At 61.9% G+C, this 17,627-nt stretch carries 8 protein-coding genes; 5 read left to right on the top strand and 3 right to left on the bottom strand.

Translation table 11 applies throughout. The features are described from left to right. Positions 1-20: 20 nt before the first annotated feature. The 3 genes from C4S68_RS16420 to C4S68_RS16410 all read right to left on the bottom strand — a co-directional run bounded on the left by C4S68_RS16420 (position 21) and on the right by C4S68_RS16410 (position 2,810). Complete coding sequence (locus tag C4S68_RS16420) at positions 21-1,481, bottom strand: type II and III secretion system protein family protein (RefSeq protein WP_103934198.1); 1,461 nt, start codon at positions 1,479-1,481, stop codon at positions 21-23. Then, entirely contained in the window at positions 1,478-2,341 is an 864-nt protein-coding gene (cpaB, locus tag C4S68_RS16415; protein WP_103934197.1) for a Flp pilus assembly protein CpaB, read from the bottom strand. The genes C4S68_RS16420 and cpaB overlap by 4 nt, the downstream gene beginning before the upstream one ends. 298 nt (positions 2,342-2,639) lie before the next feature. Continuing rightward, positions 2,640-2,810 (bottom strand): Flp family type IVb pilin, encoded by a 171-nt coding sequence (locus C4S68_RS16410; RefSeq protein ID WP_103934196.1) that lies wholly within the window; start codon positions 2,808-2,810, stop codon positions 2,640-2,642. 350 nt (positions 2,811-3,160) lie between these two features. Between C4S68_RS16410 and C4S68_RS16405 the strand changes: the two genes are divergently transcribed. The 5 genes from C4S68_RS16405 (at position 3,161) to C4S68_RS16385 (ending at position 17,624) form a co-directional block, all read left to right on the top strand. Next, the gene (locus C4S68_RS16405) at positions 3,161-4,717 is read left to right on the top strand and encodes a hypothetical protein (protein ID WP_146072186.1); all 1,557 of its coding nucleotides are present in this window, start codon (positions 3,161-3,163) and stop codon (positions 4,715-4,717) included. Between the two features lie 28 nt (positions 4,718-4,745). Continuing rightward, positions 4,746-5,930: an alpha/beta hydrolase family protein gene (locus C4S68_RS16400; protein ID WP_103934194.1), complete on the top strand. Its 1,185-nt coding sequence runs from the start codon at positions 4,746-4,748 to the stop codon at positions 5,928-5,930. A 285-nt stretch (positions 5,931-6,215) separates the two neighbouring features. Next, positions 6,216-7,655 (top strand): oligosaccharide flippase family protein, encoded by a 1,440-nt coding sequence (locus tag C4S68_RS16395; protein WP_103934193.1) that lies wholly within the window; start codon positions 6,216-6,218, stop codon positions 7,653-7,655. Positions 7,656-7,734: 79 nt separating this feature from the next. Beyond that, entirely contained in the window at positions 7,735-9,717 is a 1,983-nt protein-coding gene (locus C4S68_RS16390) for an amino acid adenylation domain-containing protein (protein WP_160115201.1), read from the top strand. Then, positions 9,714-17,624, top strand: coding sequence for a hybrid non-ribosomal peptide synthetase/type I polyketide synthase (locus tag C4S68_RS16385; RefSeq protein WP_103934191.1), 7,911 nt, complete (start codon positions 9,714-9,716; stop codon positions 17,622-17,624). The genes C4S68_RS16390 and C4S68_RS16385 overlap by 4 nt, the downstream gene beginning before the upstream one ends. Positions 17,625-17,627: the final 3 nt, after the last annotated feature.

Below are 17,627 nucleotides of genomic sequence, written 5' to 3'. Positions count from 1 at the left end.
TTGGTTGGTGTTGCCGCCAGCTAGTGGGCCGTCGGATACGCCTTTTCGGCGTTGTCAACGTTCTTATCGAACTTCTTATTATCGAGAGGTGGGACAGGCATCTTGGGCGTCGAAGTTGCGGGAGCATCGTGCAGCGGATCGACGACCTCGGCCGTGCATAGGATCACGAGTTCGCTGACACCCTTCGTCAAGCTCTTGCTCTTGAAGGCATGTCCAATGATAGGAACATCGCCGGCTCCCGGCACCTTTGTCAGAACGTCAGTGGTGGTGTGGTTCAACAGCCCCGAGAGCATGAAGCTTTGACCGCTGCGCAGCTCGATCTCAGTCTCAGAGCGACGCGTAGCGAGAGCGGGGATGGTGAAACCGGAGATGCTCACCGCGTTCGCATAATCAAGCGTGCTCACCTCGGGAGTCACCACAAGGTGAATGGTGCCGTCATCGTTGACGACAGGAAGAAACTCCACCTTTACGCCGTATTGCTTGAACTGAACGGAGACCGCCGTCGAGTTGCCGGTGCCCCCCTGTACGATGGGTACGGGAAACTCACCGCCGGAGAGGAAGCGTGCAGTCTTCCCGCTCAGCGTCGTCAGAGTCGGCTCAGCGAGAATCTGAAGCAGGTTCGCGGTCTCGAGATCTTCCATGGTGAGGCCAAAGCCATGCGCGAAGTTATAGAAGAAGAAGTTCAGCGCATTGGAGGCTGTAGCTGTAGCCGACGTCGAGCCCGAAGATTGGGTCGCGGAGATAGAGGACGGGTACTGGCCGGTGGTGATGGTACCGACGCTACCGCCGAAGGCGCGCGAGAGATTGATACCGAACTGCACGAGCTTGGAGCGATCGACCTCCGCCACCGTGAGCTTCAACTGCACCTGCTTGCCATGCAGAGGGACTACACGCAGCGAGTTGACAACTTCCTTGCTGTACATCCCTGCGAGCTTCAGCGCCGCTTCGGAGACCTCCGCCGTAGCGACCGTACCGGAGAGCGTCACATGGTCGTCGGTCGCGGTCGCGGTGATGCTGTCGAGGGGATAGGCAGCATGGAGAGACTGACTCAGACCGGAGGTGTCCAGGTCGGCGTGCACCGTGTACATCGTCGAGTGATCGGATGTGTCCCAGACGACCATCGTGCTGACGCCAGCGGCCTTTGCCGTGAGGATCACCTCCTGCGGCCCCGAGGTAAAGGTCTGCAGGATAGCGGGATTGCCTACGTAAATACGCCGCAGGGGATTCACGTCATGCAACATCAGGGACTGCCCCACGAGCACGTGCAGCGTGTCGGTGCTGGATGCCGCTTGTACGGCCAACGGCATTGGCGAAAGGCTGGATACCGGCGTTGCAGGCGCAGAGGCTGCAGCCGGAGCCGGAGGGACGGCCTTGGGAGCGATCGCTAGCAGCAATGGCTTGGCCGGCTGTTGGGCGGAGGCGCAGATGGTGAGAGCGAGCAGGGCAGCGCTAAGTGCGTGCTTCGAGATAGCGGACTTCATCGCGACCCAATCCTGAAGGTGTCGGTGGTCGAATGATCGCCACTGACGGTTTCCACTGTGAGGGATGCAGGAGGCTCAGCGACATGAACGGGGGCGGGATGAGGACGCGGCGCGGCAGGCTTTGCTGAACCGTTCAGGTCTGACTTCAAACCTCCGCCGACCAACGAAGCGAGCTGAATGGGGGCCCCGGTGTCGGCCTGCAACTTGTCCGTACCGCTACGAAGCACAAAGTGAATGGGGCCTTGCTGCGTCGCGAACACGGCGCGTTCTGCATCTTCAGGAGTCAGCAGCAACGTGACCACGTTGACGGTCGCGGGCTTCCCTTCGGGGTCGGGCTGAATCTGGTGGCCGGTGGTGACGACTTCGGCGTTCTGCAGGATGGTGACGGTAACCGGGACTGTTTCGTCCTTTGTCTTTACCTGCAGCGAGGCCAGCACGTCCACATGCGAACCGGGCATAAGGAAGCCAGCAACGCCGACGATGTCGTCGGAGCGCAAAGCGACGGCGCGCATGCCGTCTGGAATCTTGCTGGCAAGGCCAGCGCCTGAGCCGGCGGCAGAGAGAAACTTCTCCGTGATCGGCTGTCCCTTGTCGATGGGATAGAGGACCCCTCGGCCGATAAGGGTGTCCGGTTTCACGAACCCATCGGGGATGGGCTGGCTTGCAGGCCATGTGACCATCTGCAGGCTTTCCGCCTTGATGGTCTCCCCCGCGGCGAGCGGACGCAGCGGAGCGACGTAGCTAAGCTCCGGAACCTTGGTGTTGGACCGGGACCGTAGCGCTCGGCTCAGAAGAAAAGTACACGTGCCTGAGATCAGCAGGCCAATCAGCAGGGCCGTTGCCATTCGCCGAAAGTTCATTGCAGCACACTCCTGGGGGCAAAGGCGTTCATCGTCAGGCGTCCGGGCAACTGTCGGTTTCGGAGAACCGAATTTGCCTATGGCCAGCGTGCGGCCTGGATCTGGCGCCTTTGCTATCCTCGCCAGCCTGCGATCGTTGCGGGCGCGAAATCCCTGGCACAGATGCCAACGCGTTCAGGCCGTCGTGTGCTGCAGGTCTTCCGGTTTGCCTCTCGTCTGTCGAAAGACTTGTGAGGGTTGAACGGCGGGTGGCATTCGAGCCACCCGCCGCAAGGAGAAGCAACCGAGGTGTAAAGAACTAGACCGCGGAGGTGAGCTGGCTGCCTACGTTCGAGAACGCGTTGCCGATCTTGCCGGCGAGGGTGGACATAGCTGCAACAGCGGCCAGACCGATGAGACCCGCGACGAGCGCGTACTCGATGAGATCCTGACCAGACTCTTCCTGCACGAAATTCTTGATGAACGACATGTGACTTCTCCTGAAAGTTTGAATTGATCCGAGAGGTCTACGGAGTGAGTGGGGGCACTCGGGTGAACTCTGCGTCTCCCTCGATCTGTCGCAACGTTATCGGCCAGGACAGGGTTATCTCAATCACCTGAATGGTCTATCAGGCACCCTGGTAATGGTACGTACCGGGGACGGCTTCCTGACCCGTTCGTTGGATATCGGTTCCGCCAACTGTGGAAGTCGGTGGACCTCGCCATGGCTGCAACATCAGCCGGACCAATAGCGGTGCGGCTTTGCACCTCTATATCGGCCCACGGTGCGGATCTGTACAGTACCGGCGTGCAACTTCCGCACTGTCCTCGATTGCACCGATGGACCGTTCAAAGGTAGGTAACCTGCGTCTCTTTCGTGCACATCGGCTCGAAGCCTCGGCTATCCTTCGTGGGATGACCTCCCCGGACACACGCAGATGGCAGGACAAGCTCTTCAGTCTGCCCGTAACGATGGGCTACGCGCTCGCCGCATTGGTCTTCATCGTTACGCCGCGCTCGATGAGCGACCCAGACATCTGGTGGCACCTTCGCGACGCGCAGATTCTGCTGCAGACCCACCACTTCATCACCGAGGACATCTTCTCCTCGACCGCACTGCACGCCGCGTGGATGAATCACGAGTGGATTGCGGAGCTTCCCTACTACTGGGGATGGACCGTGGCTGGCGGCAAGGGCGTGTGGTTCGTGAACGCCGTGGCGATCGCCATCGTCACCGTAGGTATCTACCTCGTGAGCTATCGCCGCTCGAAGAGTGCGGTGGGATCGTTCCTGGTGACCCTGGCAGGCATGTTCCTGTCCAGCGTGTCGTACGGCCCGCGGACGCTGCTGTTCGGCTGGATGTGCCTGCTGGCGGAGATGTACATCCTCGAGTGCGTGTATGACAAGGAGAACCCACGGCCTGCGGCTGCGTGGTTGCTGCCGCCGCTCTACGTCGTCTGGGTGAACACGCATGGATCCTGGCTCATCGGCATCGCATTGCTTGGCATCTTCTTCGCCACAACGCTGTTCCGCTTTCAGTGGAGTGCGATCTCGAGCCGCGGCATGGACGCGAAGACGCGCAACACGATGCTGGGCGCGATCCTCGCGAGCGTCGCAGCGTTGTTCGTCAATCCCTACGGCTGGAAGCTCGTCGCTTATCCCTTCAACCTGGCGTTCCATCAGAAGCTGAACATCGAGAACGTCGAGGAGTGGAAGCCCGTCGATGTGCACACCGTGCGCGGTGAGATTCTGCTGCTCCTCCTCGCTGTGGCCATCATCTGGCAGATCTACAAGCAGCGCGAATGGGAACTGCACGACCTCGCCTTCGTGGGCGCGGGCCTTTACTCCGCACTGAGTCACTCGCGCTTCCTGTACATGTTCGCGATCACTGCTGCACCAGCGTTTGCCATGCGATTCCCTCCTGTGAAACGCGGAGAGAACTACAGGCCCAAGCCGCTGCTCAACATCGCAACGATGGTGGTACTGACCATCATGGCGGTGAAGCAATCGGTGCTGGTCAAAGACACCGACACCCAGAAGGCAATGCCGCTCTTCCCCGTTGACGCAGTCCCCTCGCTTCGTGCGATGCACCTGCAGGGCAAGGTGTTCAACAGCTTCCTGTGGGGAGGCTACATGATCTGGCACCTGCGCGATACGCCTGACTTCATCGACTCGCGCGTGGACATCTTCGAATACAACGGGACCTTCAAGGACTACCTCGACATCATCCGCATCAAGGACACGGAGAAGCTGCTCGATCAACAGAAGATCCGCTATGTGCTCTTCGAGCAGGACACTCCACTGGCCTACTTCCTGGAGCACACCTCGCGGTGGAAGGTCGACTACCTGAAGGGCAACGTGGTACTGCTGGAGCGAACGACCCCGCTGCCGAACTAGCTCAGGGGCCGGAGGTCGAACCTTGCGAGTGATCCTTCCGTTGGCCGCGATCCTGCTGCTCGCAGCCGCATCGCTGGCCTATGCCTCGCGCCGTTTCAGCCTCCCCGAACCTACCGGGCCATATCCAGTGGGCACGCGCATCCTCTATCTGAACGAGCCGGGCCGAGCTCTGGATGGGACTCCCGATCCCCAAGGGACTCGACCGCTCGTCGTCCAGATCTGGTACCCCGCGGTACCTTCCGCCGCGCCAATCGCAAATGCTCGTCGACTCAAGGAGACCACCTGGCGAGACGCCTATCTGGCAGCTGTCCCCACGCACTCCCGCTGGAATGCTCCTGTAGCCGTAACCCATGAGCCCCTGCGTGTCCTCCTCTTCAGCCCCCGTTGGCGGGGCGAGCGCACCCAGAACACCATCGCCTTCGAAGAGCTCGCCAGCCACGGCTACGTAGTCGCCGCAGTCGATCACCCGCTGAACGCCGAGCGCATGGAGCTGGCCGACGGTACGGTCGTCTACGGCTCGCAACAGCTGCAAGGTCCGTACGGGAACCAGGCCACCGCCCAGCAGCAGATCAGCTACTGGAATGAGCAGCTCTACATTTGGGCGGCGGATATGCGCGCAACGCTGGACAAGCTCTCCGCACTGAACGACGACCCGCGCGACCCCTTGCATGCCCGGCTGGACACCCAACACGTCGGAGCCTGGGGCCACTCGTTCGGTGGGGCAGCCGCCTTGCAGCTCTGCGGCCTCGATCCACGCGTCGTCGCGGCCGTGAACCTCGATGGATGGAGCTTCGCGGGGCTCGATCAACGAAATGCGGATCAGCGAATCATGCTGGTCTACGAGGACGTCAGCCGCCAGCGCGAGCTGGATCTATCAGCTCAGCCCGCGCTCCGCGGAACCGAAGACAGGATGGATCGCCTCGACTTCCAGCTGACCCGTGACAGCCTGGAGCACTATGGTGGTCTGCGCGTCTTCGTCGAGGGCACCCAGCACGCAGACTTCAGCGACCAGCCCATCCTCCCACAGATCGAAAACGGCAAGATGACCGGGCCAATCGATCCCCAGCGGAGTCAACAGGTTCTGCGGGCCCTTCTCCTTGGCTTCTTCGACGAAAGTCTGCGCGGCAAGCCTTCGCCGCTGCTTTCTCCCGGCCAGGGGCAATTCCCCGAGGTACGGGTCGAACGCTGGGCGACACCGGCTGCTTCGCGCTAAGTGATATCAGGGGCGACGTTCGTTCCTCCCCCCACCAGTCTGGCAGAGGCATCAATCATGGCCTGCCTTGGCGCAGCTATCCACCACGGCCACAACAGCTTGCGCGCTTGCCGCCATTCGCAATTGCGCCAGTCGCCTGCCCCACATACAACGAAGTGGCTATCCCCTTCGCTGCGGGAACGAGCGATCCTTGCCGAAGCGATCGTTCCATGCGGCCGGCAGTCCGGACCGCGCTGCGCATGCAGCCCATATCCTCCGGGCTAACCAAGGGGCATTGAGACAGCTATGGAAAGTGCTCTGGCAGGCGAGACAGTTCTCCTCGAAACGCCCTCGGTGATGGAACCGGAGGTGCTGGTCGAGGTTGCGGAACCTGCGCCCGAGCCTCCCAGCGGTCCAGAACGTTCCGTCGTGTCGTTCCTAGAGTCCGCAGCGATCAAAGCTGCGGCGTGGACCATCGTCTCCTACGGCGCGGCAATGGGACTACGCGTGGTGAACAGCCTGGTGCTCACCAGGATGCTGGCACCCACCGCGTTTGGCGAGATGATCCTCGTCTCGACGCTCATCACCGGCATCACACTGCTCTCGGACATCGGCCTTGGGCCCAGCGTGATCCAAAGCGAACGCGGCGACGACGTCCGATTCCTCAACACCGCCTGGACGCTGCAAGCCGGTCGCGGCATTGCACTTTGGCTCATCGCGATGGTCATCGCAGCGCCCGCAGCCCATTGGTATCGCGACCCGAGCCTCACGCGTGTTCTCGCGGTACTCGCCTTGAGCTGCGTGATCGGCGGCTTCAACAGCACGGGGTTCCTTACACTCTCACGCCACCTGGGCGTGCGGCGCCTCTTCGCGATCGACTTCTCGACCCAGATCATCGCTCTTGTCGTCACCGTCGCGTGGGCGTACCGCTGGCCCTCCGTATGGGCGCTGGTCGCGGGGAACCTGGTATCCGGCATCTATCGCCTGATACTCAGCCACATTCCCGCCGTGACGCCAGGCATCCGCAATCGCTGGTCGCTCGATCGCAAGAGCCTCACCGAGATCGTTCACTTCGGCAAGTGGATCGTTCTCGGCACGGCCTTCTTCTTCTTCGCCTCGCAGGCCGACCGCCTGCTGCTCGGCCGCATGGTCTCCCTGACCACTCTTGGCATCTACGGGATCGCCTTTCAGATCTCCGACGTACCTCGCTCGATCATCAACGCCTTCTCGCAGCGTGTCGGATTCCCGTTCGTCGCCAAGCTCATGCATCTGCCGCAGGCGGACTTTCGGGGCCGCTTCCTGCGCTATCGCGGTTTTGCGCTGTCCGGGGGTGCCGTGCTCTTGGCAGCCATGGTCGTATGGGGCGATCTGCTCATCCTGAAGTTTTACCCCGCCCGTTACCACGAAGGCTCGTGGATGATTCCCGTGCTGGCCGTCGGGCTTTGGCACACCCTGCTCTACACCACGACGCAGCCGGTGCTCTTCTCTCTGGGTAAGTCCACCTATAACGCCGTCGGCAACGCACTTTATTGCGCGGCGATGTTGATCGGCATCCCGCTCGGCTTCAAGTTCTTCGGCATGCCGGGTGCTGTTGTCGCCGTAGCCGCCGGCGACTTTCCGCTCTACGTAGTGACCCAGTTCGGAGCCCAGCGCGAAGGCGTGCGCCCGCTCCGGCAGGACCTGTTGCTGACCTTGCTTTTCCTGGCGCTGCTGGCTGTTGGATTCGGCCTGCGCCGCTATGCCTGACGCTTTGGAGGGATGCTGCGGTCCGATCTATGTATCGCCTGCCGCCGCGCTGCTCGCACAGACTGATGAAGGAGCGTTCATGATCGCGACCACGAACCATCCCATGACGACTGCGCTGGAGGCACCCTTCGGCAGCGGAACCGTGCCCACCGGCACGCTCTGGGAGCAGTTCGCTCGGGTCGCGCATCAGCAGCAGGACAAGACGGCCGTCACGTTCGACGGAGCCTCGACCAGCTACCGCTCGCTGGCGATGCAGGCAGAAGCCGTCGCGTATTCCCTTTTGCGGCACGAGGCGGGGCCAGAGGCGATAGTCGCGATCCTGACCGAGAGGACGCCAGCGATGGTCGCTGCCATGCTTGGCGTCATCCGCGCTGGTGCCGCATATCTTCCTCTCGATCCGAAGACGCCTGCCCTGCGCGTTCGCGATATCCTACACGACGCGAAGCCTGTAGCGATCATCACCGACCGCGCTCACGCCGCTTTGCTCTCTGACCTTGAGCTTCCCGTTCTCGTCATCGAAGATCTGCCCGCGGCTCCTGCACATGCATCCGCGCCTCCGTACGCTGCGACGCTCGACAGCCTCGCCTATGTGATCTACACCTCGGGCTCCACGGGAACGCCGAAGGGCGTGATGGTGACACAGAACAACGTATCGCGCCTATTCACCGCGACCAGGCACTGGTTCCAATTCAACGAGCACGATGTGTGGACAATGTTCCACTCCTTCGCCTTCGATTTCTCCGTGTGGGAGATGTGGGGGCCCCTGCTGACAGGCGGCCGCATGGTGATTGTGCCCTTCGCTACCAGCCGGTCGCCAGAAGAGTTCTACGACCTGCTCGCCCGCGAGAACGTCACGGTGCTCAACCAGACACCGACCGCGTTCACGCAGTTGATCCACGCTGAAGAGCGCGCCGCATCACTGGGGCGGACGCGTTCGCTTGCGCTGCGGTTGGTGATCTTCGGGGGTGAAGCGCTGAACCTGCGCGCCCTGGCGCCGTGGGTCCGCCGCCACAGCGATGCTAGGCCTGAACTGATCAACATGTACGGCATCACCGAAACGGCCGTACACGTCACGCGCCGTCGCGTCCTCGAGAAGGACATTGCACAAGAGACCGAGAGCCTCATCGGAGAACCGATACCGGATCTCACTCTGGACCTGCTCAACGCGTCACTCCAGCCCGTCGCTACCGGGGAGATCGGGGAGATCTTCGTCGGCGGCGCGGGCGTGGCGCGAGGCTACCTCAATCGCGCAGAACTCACGGCGGAGCGCTTCATCGAAAGCCCATTCGTACCCAATGGCATGTTGTATCGCTCCGGCGACCTCGCGCGTCGTCGCGATGATGGCGAACTCGTCTACATGGGACGCGCCGATCGCCAGGTAAAGATCAACGGCTTTCGCATCGAACTCGGCGAGATCGAAGCGGTCCTCGCTTCGCACCAGAACATCGCTCAAGCAACGGTGCTGCCGTTTGAATCCGAAGGCCGGGCGTCCCTTGCGGCGTGTGTCGTCGCACGTGCGCAGGAGGCTAATGAATCCGAACTTCGCCGCTTTATGGAGCAACGACTCCCCGCACACATGCGGCCCGACCGCTATGCGTGGCTCCCTTTGTTGCCGATGAACGTGAACGGCAAGGTGGATCGCGAACCTTTGCTGGCCGCGCTGCGAGCTCAGAGGGCTTCGGCCCGCGTCTCATCTACAACACCCATCACCCACGCGCCAAAGTCGCAGCTGGAGTCGACGCTTGCAGCAGCCTGGTGCCGGGTTCTCGGGCTCGAGCGTGTGGGACTGAACGAGAACTTCTTCGATTCCGGCGCCAGCTCACTGAAGCTCGCGGCCCTGCGTACCGAGTTAGAGAGGGCCCTCGAGCGCTCCATCCCCATGGCGTGGCTGTTTGAACACGCGACGATCCGTTCGCTCGCGGCGCGGCTTGAGCGCGAAGGTCTACCGGAATCACTGAATACCACCGGCGGCCAACAGGATCGTGCCCGCTTGCAGCGCGAGGCCCTCGCGCGATTGCGCAGCAACCGTACCTCACCCTCCGAAACGGAGGCCGCGCGATGAGCTACGAGATTGATCCGCAGGACGCCGCAAACGCCATCGCCATCATCGGCATGGCCGGACGCTTTCCCGGCGCACCAGACATCGCCAGCTTCTGGCGCATCCTGGTGGAAGGTCGCGACACCATCACCCGCTTCGCTCCCGAAGAAGCCACAAACTTCGTCGCTGGCGAATCCGACTTCATCGCGGCCCGTGGCATCCTCGATGGCGTTGGGCAATTCGATGCGGACTTCTTCAACGTACCCCCTCGCGAAGCGGAGCGCATGGATCCACAACATCGCCTGTTGCTGGAGTGCTGCGCCAACGCCTTCGACGCTGCTGGCTACGATCCCCACGCTTACGCAGGCGAGATCGGCCTCTTCGCAGGCTGCGCCCTCAACACCTACCTGCTGGCGAATCTCGCACACGATCGCTCGTTCCTGGATGAGTTCACCAACGGTTACCAGGTTGGCGACTTCTCGTATCTCACCGGAAATGACAAGGACTTTCTCACCACACGCATTGCGTACAAGCTGAACCTGCGCGGCCCCGTGATGACTGTGCAGGGTGCCTGCGCGACATCGCTCGTAGCTGTGTGCCAGGCGGCGCAGTCCCTGTTGAACTACCAATGCGACATGGCCCTCGCCGGCGGGGTTTCCATCACATTCCCTCAGCAGCGCGGCCACGTCGCACAGGAGGGCAGTCTCACCTCACGTGACGGTTACTGCCGCCCTTTCGATGCGAACGCCAGCGGGACGATCTTCGGCCACGGGGCGGGCGTTGTGCTGCTCAAGCGCTATGAAGATGCAGTTCGCGATGGGGATGCCATAGCCGCTGTCATCCGGGGTTACGCCATCACCAACGACGGCGCGCAGAAGGCGGGCTACATGGCGCCCGGCGTCGATGGCCAACTCCGCGCCATCACCGGCGCACTCGCCATGGCAAACATCAGCGCCGACACCATCAGCTATGTGGAGGCTCATGGCACCGGGACACCGATGGGCGACCCGATCGAAGTATCCGCACTCACGCAAGCCTACCGTCGCAGCACCGACCGTCAGAGCTTCTGCATCCTCGGCGCGGCGAAGGGCAACATCGGGCATCTCGATGCAGCTGCGGGCGTCACCGGGCTCATCAAGACTGTGCTCCAGATGCAACACCGCACGCTCCCTGGCCTCGCGCACTTCGCGTCACCCAATCCGGAACTGCACCTCGAAGGCTCGCCGTTCCGCTTGATCGCGCAGGCGGAGCCGTGGATCAGCCCGTCCCCCGAACTTCCGTTGCGGGCGGGCGTCAGTGCGTTCGGTGTTGGCGGCGTCAATGCTCACGTTGTTCTTGAGGAAGCACCCGCTGCAGAGGAGCGGCGCACACGCCGCGACCGCCAGGTGCTGTGCCTCAGCGCGCGCACTCCTGAGGCTCTTGCCGAAGCGAAGCTCGCGCTGGCACAAGCGTTCGAGCTGGATCCAACGGTCAATCTCGCCGACGCAGCTTACACGCTCGCGACCGGCCGCCAAACGTTTGCGACGCGGTTTGCCTTCGCGGCCGCAACGATCTCGGATGCAGTGGAGGCTCTTCGCTCGAACCAGGCTCCCACAACGACTGCGAGGTCCGCCGAGCGGGTGGTCTTCCAGTTCCCGGGGCAGGGATCTCAGTTCAGCGGTATGGGCCACGAGCTCTATCGCAGCGAGCCCATCTACCGCGACACCCTCGAACTTTGCCTCTCGGTCGCTGAACAGGAAGGCATTCCGGAGCTGCGCGGTTTGATCCTGGGCGACTCAGAAGCAGAAGCTCCACTCGCGCAGACGCGGATTGCCCAGCCGGCCCTGTTCGCTGTGGAGCTCGCGCTCGCGAGTCTCTGGCAGAGCTGGGGTCTGCAGCCCGCAGCCCTCGTGGGACATAGCGTTGGCGAATACGTTGCCGCTGTACTCGCGGGCGTCTTCTCCGTCGAAGATGCGATGCGGCTTGTGTGTCTGCGCGCCCATCTGATGCAGTCGATGGAGCCTGGCGCAATGCTCTCCGTCGCGCTGGGTGAAGATCGCATCGACTCCTACGCGAGCGATGCCATCAACGTTGCTGCATACAACTCACAGCGGGCGAGTGTTATGGCAGGACCGGTCGCAGCCATCGAAGAGCTCGAAGCAAAGCTTGCAGACGAGAAGATCGCCTGCAAGAGGCTCAAAGCCTCGCACGCTTTCCATTCGCACATGATGCAGCCGATGCTAGCTGCGTTTGAGGATGAGGTCGCGCGAGTGTCGCTGAACCCGCCGCAGCGTGCGTACGTATCCACGGTCACCGGCGAGTGGGTGACGAACGAACAGGCAACCGATCCCAGCTTCTGGGCGGACCAGATCCGCCGCCCCGTGCGCTACGCTCACGCTCTCCGCACGCTTCTGACCGCCGGCTACGATTGCTTCCTCGAGTGTGGCCCCGGCGAAGCGCTCACCTCTCTCGCGCTGCATCAGCGCAGCTCTGCGGCCGAGATGCTCGCAGTGCCTTCCCTGCCGAGCTCCAGCTCGAACGGCAGGACGCGCGATGTTCGCGATGCCGTCGTAACCCTGTGGAATGCAGGCATCTCCGTCGATCCCCATCGCTACTACGCGGCCGAGACACGCCGTCGCGTTTCACTTCCTGCGTATCCATTTCAACGCAAGCTGTATTGGGTCGATCCGCCCGCGCCGCAGGTTCGCATCAACGAGCTGGCATCCGCGCCGCCTATGTCCGAGGGACCATCACCAGCTATGAGTTCGATTAATGCCACGCCAGCAATACGCGACGCGCAGCAACCGCAGTTGGCCCCTGCTCGCTTTGAGCGGCTGCAGCAGGAAGCAGCTTCACTCTTCACTGAACTCAGCGGGGTGGACATCGCACCGGCGGAGTATGACCTCACATTCCTCGAGCTTGGCCTCGACTCCCTGTTCCTTACGCAGGCCACGCTAGCAGTCAGCCGACGCTTCAAGGTCAAGATCACGCTGCGCCAAGTCATGGAACAACTCTCGACGATCGCTGCTATTGCGAAGCATCTCGATGAGCAGATGGCTCCCGAAATCGTAGCAGCTTCGCCTGTTCCTGCGGCTCCGGCGCCGACCTCTGCGATCACGGTGCCTACTCCGGAGGCTGCGGGCTCCGCGATCGAACAGCTCTTTACCAGCCAGGTTGTAGCTCTCTCTGCCATGTTCGCCCAGCAAGTGGCAGCCCTGCAGGCGGCTGTCCAGTCAGGCGGAGTTTCCCCTTCGCTTCCTTCCAACGCTGTTGGCACTCCCGCTCCAATCGCTCCGTTGAAGACGTCGGCTCCCGCCACGCAGGCTTCCACCGCGCTGGATACGAAGCATGGCTCGTTCCGGCCGCCACAACGGGCCTCGCAGGAGATCACTCCCCAGCAGCGCAACTACATCGATTCACTGATTGCGCGTTACACCGCGAAGACGCCAGGGTCAAAGCGGCGCACTGCAGCGGATCGTCTGCGCCTCGCTGACCCCCGAGCGGTTTCAGGCTTCCGTCCGCAGTGGAAGGAGATGGTGTATCCGCTGGTCACGGACCGTGCGCTGGGCTCACGCTTGTGGGACATCGACGGCAACGAGTACATCGATATCGTCAATGGCTATGGCTGCATCATGTTTGGTCACTCGCCGGAGTTTGTCGTTGAGGCAGCCAAGAAGCAGCTTGATCGCGGAGTCGCGATTGGGCCGCAGTCCGCACTCGCGGGAGAGGTCGCGAAGCTCATCTGCGACCTCACCGGCAATGAACGTGTGACGTTCTGCAATACGGGTAGCGAAGCCGTGATGGCTGCAATCCGAGTCGCTCGCACCGTTACCGGTCGCGACCGCGTGGTGTACTTCTCCGGCGACTACCACGGCACCTTCGATGAGGTGCTGATCCGCAAGACACCGCGTGGCAGCGCTCCCATCGCGCCCGGCATTCCCTTCGACAACGTGAAGAACATCACCGTGCTCGACTACGGCACGCCCGAAGCACTTGAGTACATCCGCAACAACGCAGATGACATCGCAGCAGTGCTCATCGAGCCCGTGCAGACGCGGCATCCCGAGAACAAGCCCTTCGACTTCATCCGCGAGGTCCGCCGCGTCACCGAACAGCATGGCGCCGCGATGATCCTCGATGAGGTTGTCACCGGCTTCCGCGTTGCGCCCGGTGGCGTACAGGAGTATCTCGGCATCCGCGCCGACATGTGCACCTACGGCAAGGTGATCGGCGGCGGACATCCGATTGGTGTGCTCTCCGGCAAAGCGCAATATCTTGACGCTCTCGACGGCGGCTCGTGGAACTATGGCGACGACTCCATCCCGGAGGTCGGCGTCACCTTTTTTGCCGGAACATTTGTGCGCCATCCGTTGGCGATGGCTGCGGCTAAGAGCGTGCTTCAGCACCTTAAGCAGAAGGGTCCATCTTTGCAGGAGACACTCAACGCAAAGACGAAGGCCATCTCGGAGTCGCTCGGAGCCTTCCTCATGGAGCGCGGCGTCCCTCTGCACATCGACCACTTCGCCTCGTGGTTCTACTTCACATTCCCCGGCGAGACTCCGCTAGGCACGCTGTTCTACTACGCGATGCGGGCCCGCGGTATCCACATCCAGGAAGGCTATCCATGCTTCCTCACCTCCGCGCACACCGACGCTGATCTCGCTGCAGTAGAGCTGGCCTTCCGCGAGACCATCCTTGAGATGCAGAGTCACGGCGTCCTTCCGTCAAAGGAATCCTCGTCACTATCTGCGGCTGACCAAGGTGACTCCGCGACCGAATTTTCCCCGTCGCACGTAGCACTCACCGAGCCCCAGCGCGAGATCTTTCTTGCGGCTGCCCTGGGGCAGGAAGCCAACTGCGCGTTCAATGAGTCGGTGATGGTCCGACTGCACGGCCCGCTTCGCGAAGCAGACCTTCGCTTCGCGATCGATGCCGTGATCGCCCGCCATGACGCTCTGCGTAGCGTGGTGAGTCAGGATGGAGAGTCCCTCTGCATCGCGCCAGCCTATGAGGGTCCAGTCGATTGGTCTGACCTCACGGCACTGGGGCGCGATGCCCAGGAGCAGGCTCTTCGTGCGTATAGCGAGGAAGATTCACGCAGCCCGTTTGATCTTCACTCGGGCCCGCTACTCCGCATCATGGCGTTCAGGCTCAGCGCTCAGAGCGTAGCCCTTGTACTTACAGGGCACCATATCGTGCTGGATGGCTGGTCTGCCAATCTGCTGCTTGAGGAGATCGCCGCTGTATACACAAATGGCTCGGGAGGCCTTCGCGCACTCGCTCCGTTGTTATCATTCAGCCGGTATGCCGCGGCCCAGCGTGAACGGGAAGCCCGTGGCGAGTTTGAAGCGAACGAACGTTATTGGGTGAACAAGTTCGAAGGTCGTTCACCTCGACTCGATCTGCCCACCGATCGCGTCCGCCCCCTGGTGAAGACTTACTCCGGCGCGACATACAACGGACACATTGATGCGGACCGCTATGCCCGGCTCAAGAAGTTCAGTGCCCGAAATGGCTGCAGCCTATATGTAACGCTGCTCGCGGGCTTCGAGCTGCTGCTGCATCGACTCAGCGGCCAGCAGGAGCTGGTCGTGGGAATATCGACGGCCGCCCAGGCTCTGCTCGAGGGCGAAAGTCTTGTCGGACACTGCGTCAACTATCTGCCGCTGCTCAGCGAGCTCGAGCCCGCGGAAAGCGTGCTCTCGCACATGAAGGCGGCTCGGACGGTGCTGCTCGATGCACAGGAGCACCAGGAGTTCACCTACGGCAGCCTGTTGCGCCGACTCAAGCTGGAGCGCGAACCGGGACGACTGCCGCTGATCGAAGTACAGTTCAATCTCGAACGTGTTGGGGACGCCGCAAACTTTGACGGGCTCACTGCTGAGATCAACAGCCAGCCGAAGCAGTTCGTGAACAGCGATTTGTTTCTCAACGTCATTGAACAATCTGACGGGCTGCACTTCGCTTGTGATTACAACAACACGCTCTTTCTTGAATCGACCATCGAGCGGTGGATGGGCCACTGGGAGCAGCTGCTCGAAAGCATGATGCAGCAGCCTGACGCGACCGCAGCTGAGTTAGCGATACTGACGGAAAGCGAGCAGTCGTATCTGCGCAATACGTGGAACCAGACCGCCGTCGACTTTGGGCGATTCACAGATCTGCCGTCCATCGTCACCAGGCATGCGGCTCTCACTGCAACGAAGGTGGCGCTCGAATGCAATGGCCGCAAGTGGACCTACGTGGAGCTCGATGAGTATGCGACTCTGCTCGCCCATCGTCTCGTACACGAAGGCCTGAAGCCAGGCGAACTCGTCGGCATCTGCATTGAACGCTCCGTCGAAATGGCTGGGGCGCTCCTGGCTGTCATGAAGGCAGGCGGAGCCTACGTGCCGCTCGACCCGAAGCATCCCCAGGATCGCCTGCGTGGAATCGTGGACGATGCAGGCCTCAAGCTTCTCCTCACCGGACGCGATCCAAGCATCATTTCGAATGCGAAGATGCTCAACATCACCGGGCCCCAGCCTCGCGTCAGCGATCCACTCCCGGCGGCTATCAAGTCCAGCGACGTCGCGTACGTTATCTACACATCAGGGTCGACCGGAAAGCCCAAGGGTGTTGCGATCCCGCATGGCGCCTTGATGAATCTGCTGCACTCGATGCAGCGCGAGCCCGGGCTCTCCAGCGATGACGTGCTCATCGGCGTCACGACGCTGGCCTTCGACATCGCAGCACTCGAGATGTTCCTCCCCATGCTGACGGGGGCGAAGCTTGTCATTGCAACCGATGAGCAGGTGAGCAACGGCGGCCTGTTGCTGGATCTCGCGAAACGCAGCGACGCAACCGTGCTGCAGGCTACCCCTGGGCTGTGGCGCATCCTGATCGATGCCGGATGGGATACAGCGACCCCGCTGAAGGCTCTTTGCGGAGGCGAAGCTCTGCCGCGCGACCTCGCGAACCAGCTGATTGCAAGGTCTGCGAGTGTATGGAACGTTTACGGTCCGACCGAGACCACCATCTGGTCTTCCGCGACCCGCGTCGCAGCCGGTGATGGCCCTCTGCGCCTCGGCACCCCCATTGCAAACACGCAATTCCACGTCCTCGACGATCAACTTCGCTTATGCCCGATTGGCGTCACCGGGGAGCTTTGCATCGGTGGCGATGGGCTCGCGGTGGGCTACTGGCATCGGGAGGAGTTAACGGCTGAGCGTTTTGTGATCGCACCGTCGGTCAATGCGCGGATCTATCGCACCGGCGACCTTGCACGACGGCATGCCGATGGAGCCATAGAACTGCTCGGTCGAACAGATTTCCAGGTAAAGATTCGCGGATACCGCATCGAACTTGGAGAGATCGAAGCTGTGCTCGCTACAGATGATGCAGTCCGCGAGGCGATTGTCCTCGCCCGCACGGAACCTGGGACCGACAGCACGCGACTGGTTGCGTTCCTCGATGCCGGACAGCAGCATGTGGATCCGCAGCTGAGTGAGAGAGTGCGACGCACAGCAGAACGCGAGCTGCCATCGTATATGGTGCCTCCAACCGTGTTGGTGTTACCCGAGTTCCCCCGCCTGCCGAACACCAAGGTCGATCGCAAGGCCCTGCTGAGGATGGTCGACGGCACTGCGGGGCAGGCACCCAAGCGTGACTTTGTTCCACCTTCCACGGCTGAGCAGACTCAACTCGCTGCCATTTGGGCTGATGTCCTGAAGCTCAAGGCCGTCAGCGTGGAGGAGAGCATCTTTGAGATGGGAGCTGACTCGCTGGCGATCTTCCGCATCGCAGCGCGCGCGCAGCGCGAAGGTCTTCTCGTTAAAGCCTCACAGATCTTTGAGCATCGAACCGTAGCTGCGGTATGCCATGCATTGCCAAAGGCGGAGTTAGAAGCAAAGCCTCGTGGGCCGGCGCGGATCTCAGCCGTGCCGCGCGAGCGGTTCAAGGTAACCAGGTAGGGA

It is taken from the genome of Bryocella elongata (assembly GCF_900108185.1).
In the GTDB taxonomy this organism is placed as follows: domain Bacteria; phylum Acidobacteriota; class Terriglobia; order Terriglobales; family Acidobacteriaceae; genus Granulicella; species Granulicella elongata.
Note: the sequence above shows the minus strand (reverse complement) of the source record. Positions and strands in the feature narration are given on the sequence as shown.

Bases quoted from the DNA above. Each gene is read 5' to 3' on its own strand.
- C4S68_RS16420 (WP_103934198.1), bottom strand. From the start codon at position 1,481: ATGAAGTCCGCTATCTCGAAGCACGCACTTAGCGCTGCCCTGCTCGCT.
- cpaB (WP_103934197.1), bottom strand. From the start codon at position 2,341: ATGAACTTTCGGCGAATGGCAACGGCCCTGCTGATTGGCCTGCTGATC.
- C4S68_RS16410 (WP_103934196.1), bottom strand. From the start codon at position 2,810: ATGTCGTTCATCAAGAATTTCGTGCAGGAAGAGTCTGGTCAGGATCTC.
- C4S68_RS16405 (WP_146072186.1), top strand. From the start codon at position 3,161: ATGGACCGTTCAAAGGTAGGTAACCTGCGTCTCTTTCGTGCACATCGG.
- C4S68_RS16395 (WP_103934193.1), top strand. From the start codon at position 6,216: ATGGAAAGTGCTCTGGCAGGCGAGACAGTTCTCCTCGAAACGCCCTCG.
- C4S68_RS16390 (WP_160115201.1), top strand. From the start codon at position 7,735: ATGATCGCGACCACGAACCATCCCATGACGACTGCGCTGGAGGCACCC.
- C4S68_RS16385 (WP_103934191.1), top strand. From the start codon at position 9,714: ATGAGCTACGAGATTGATCCGCAGGACGCCGCAAACGCCATCGCCATC.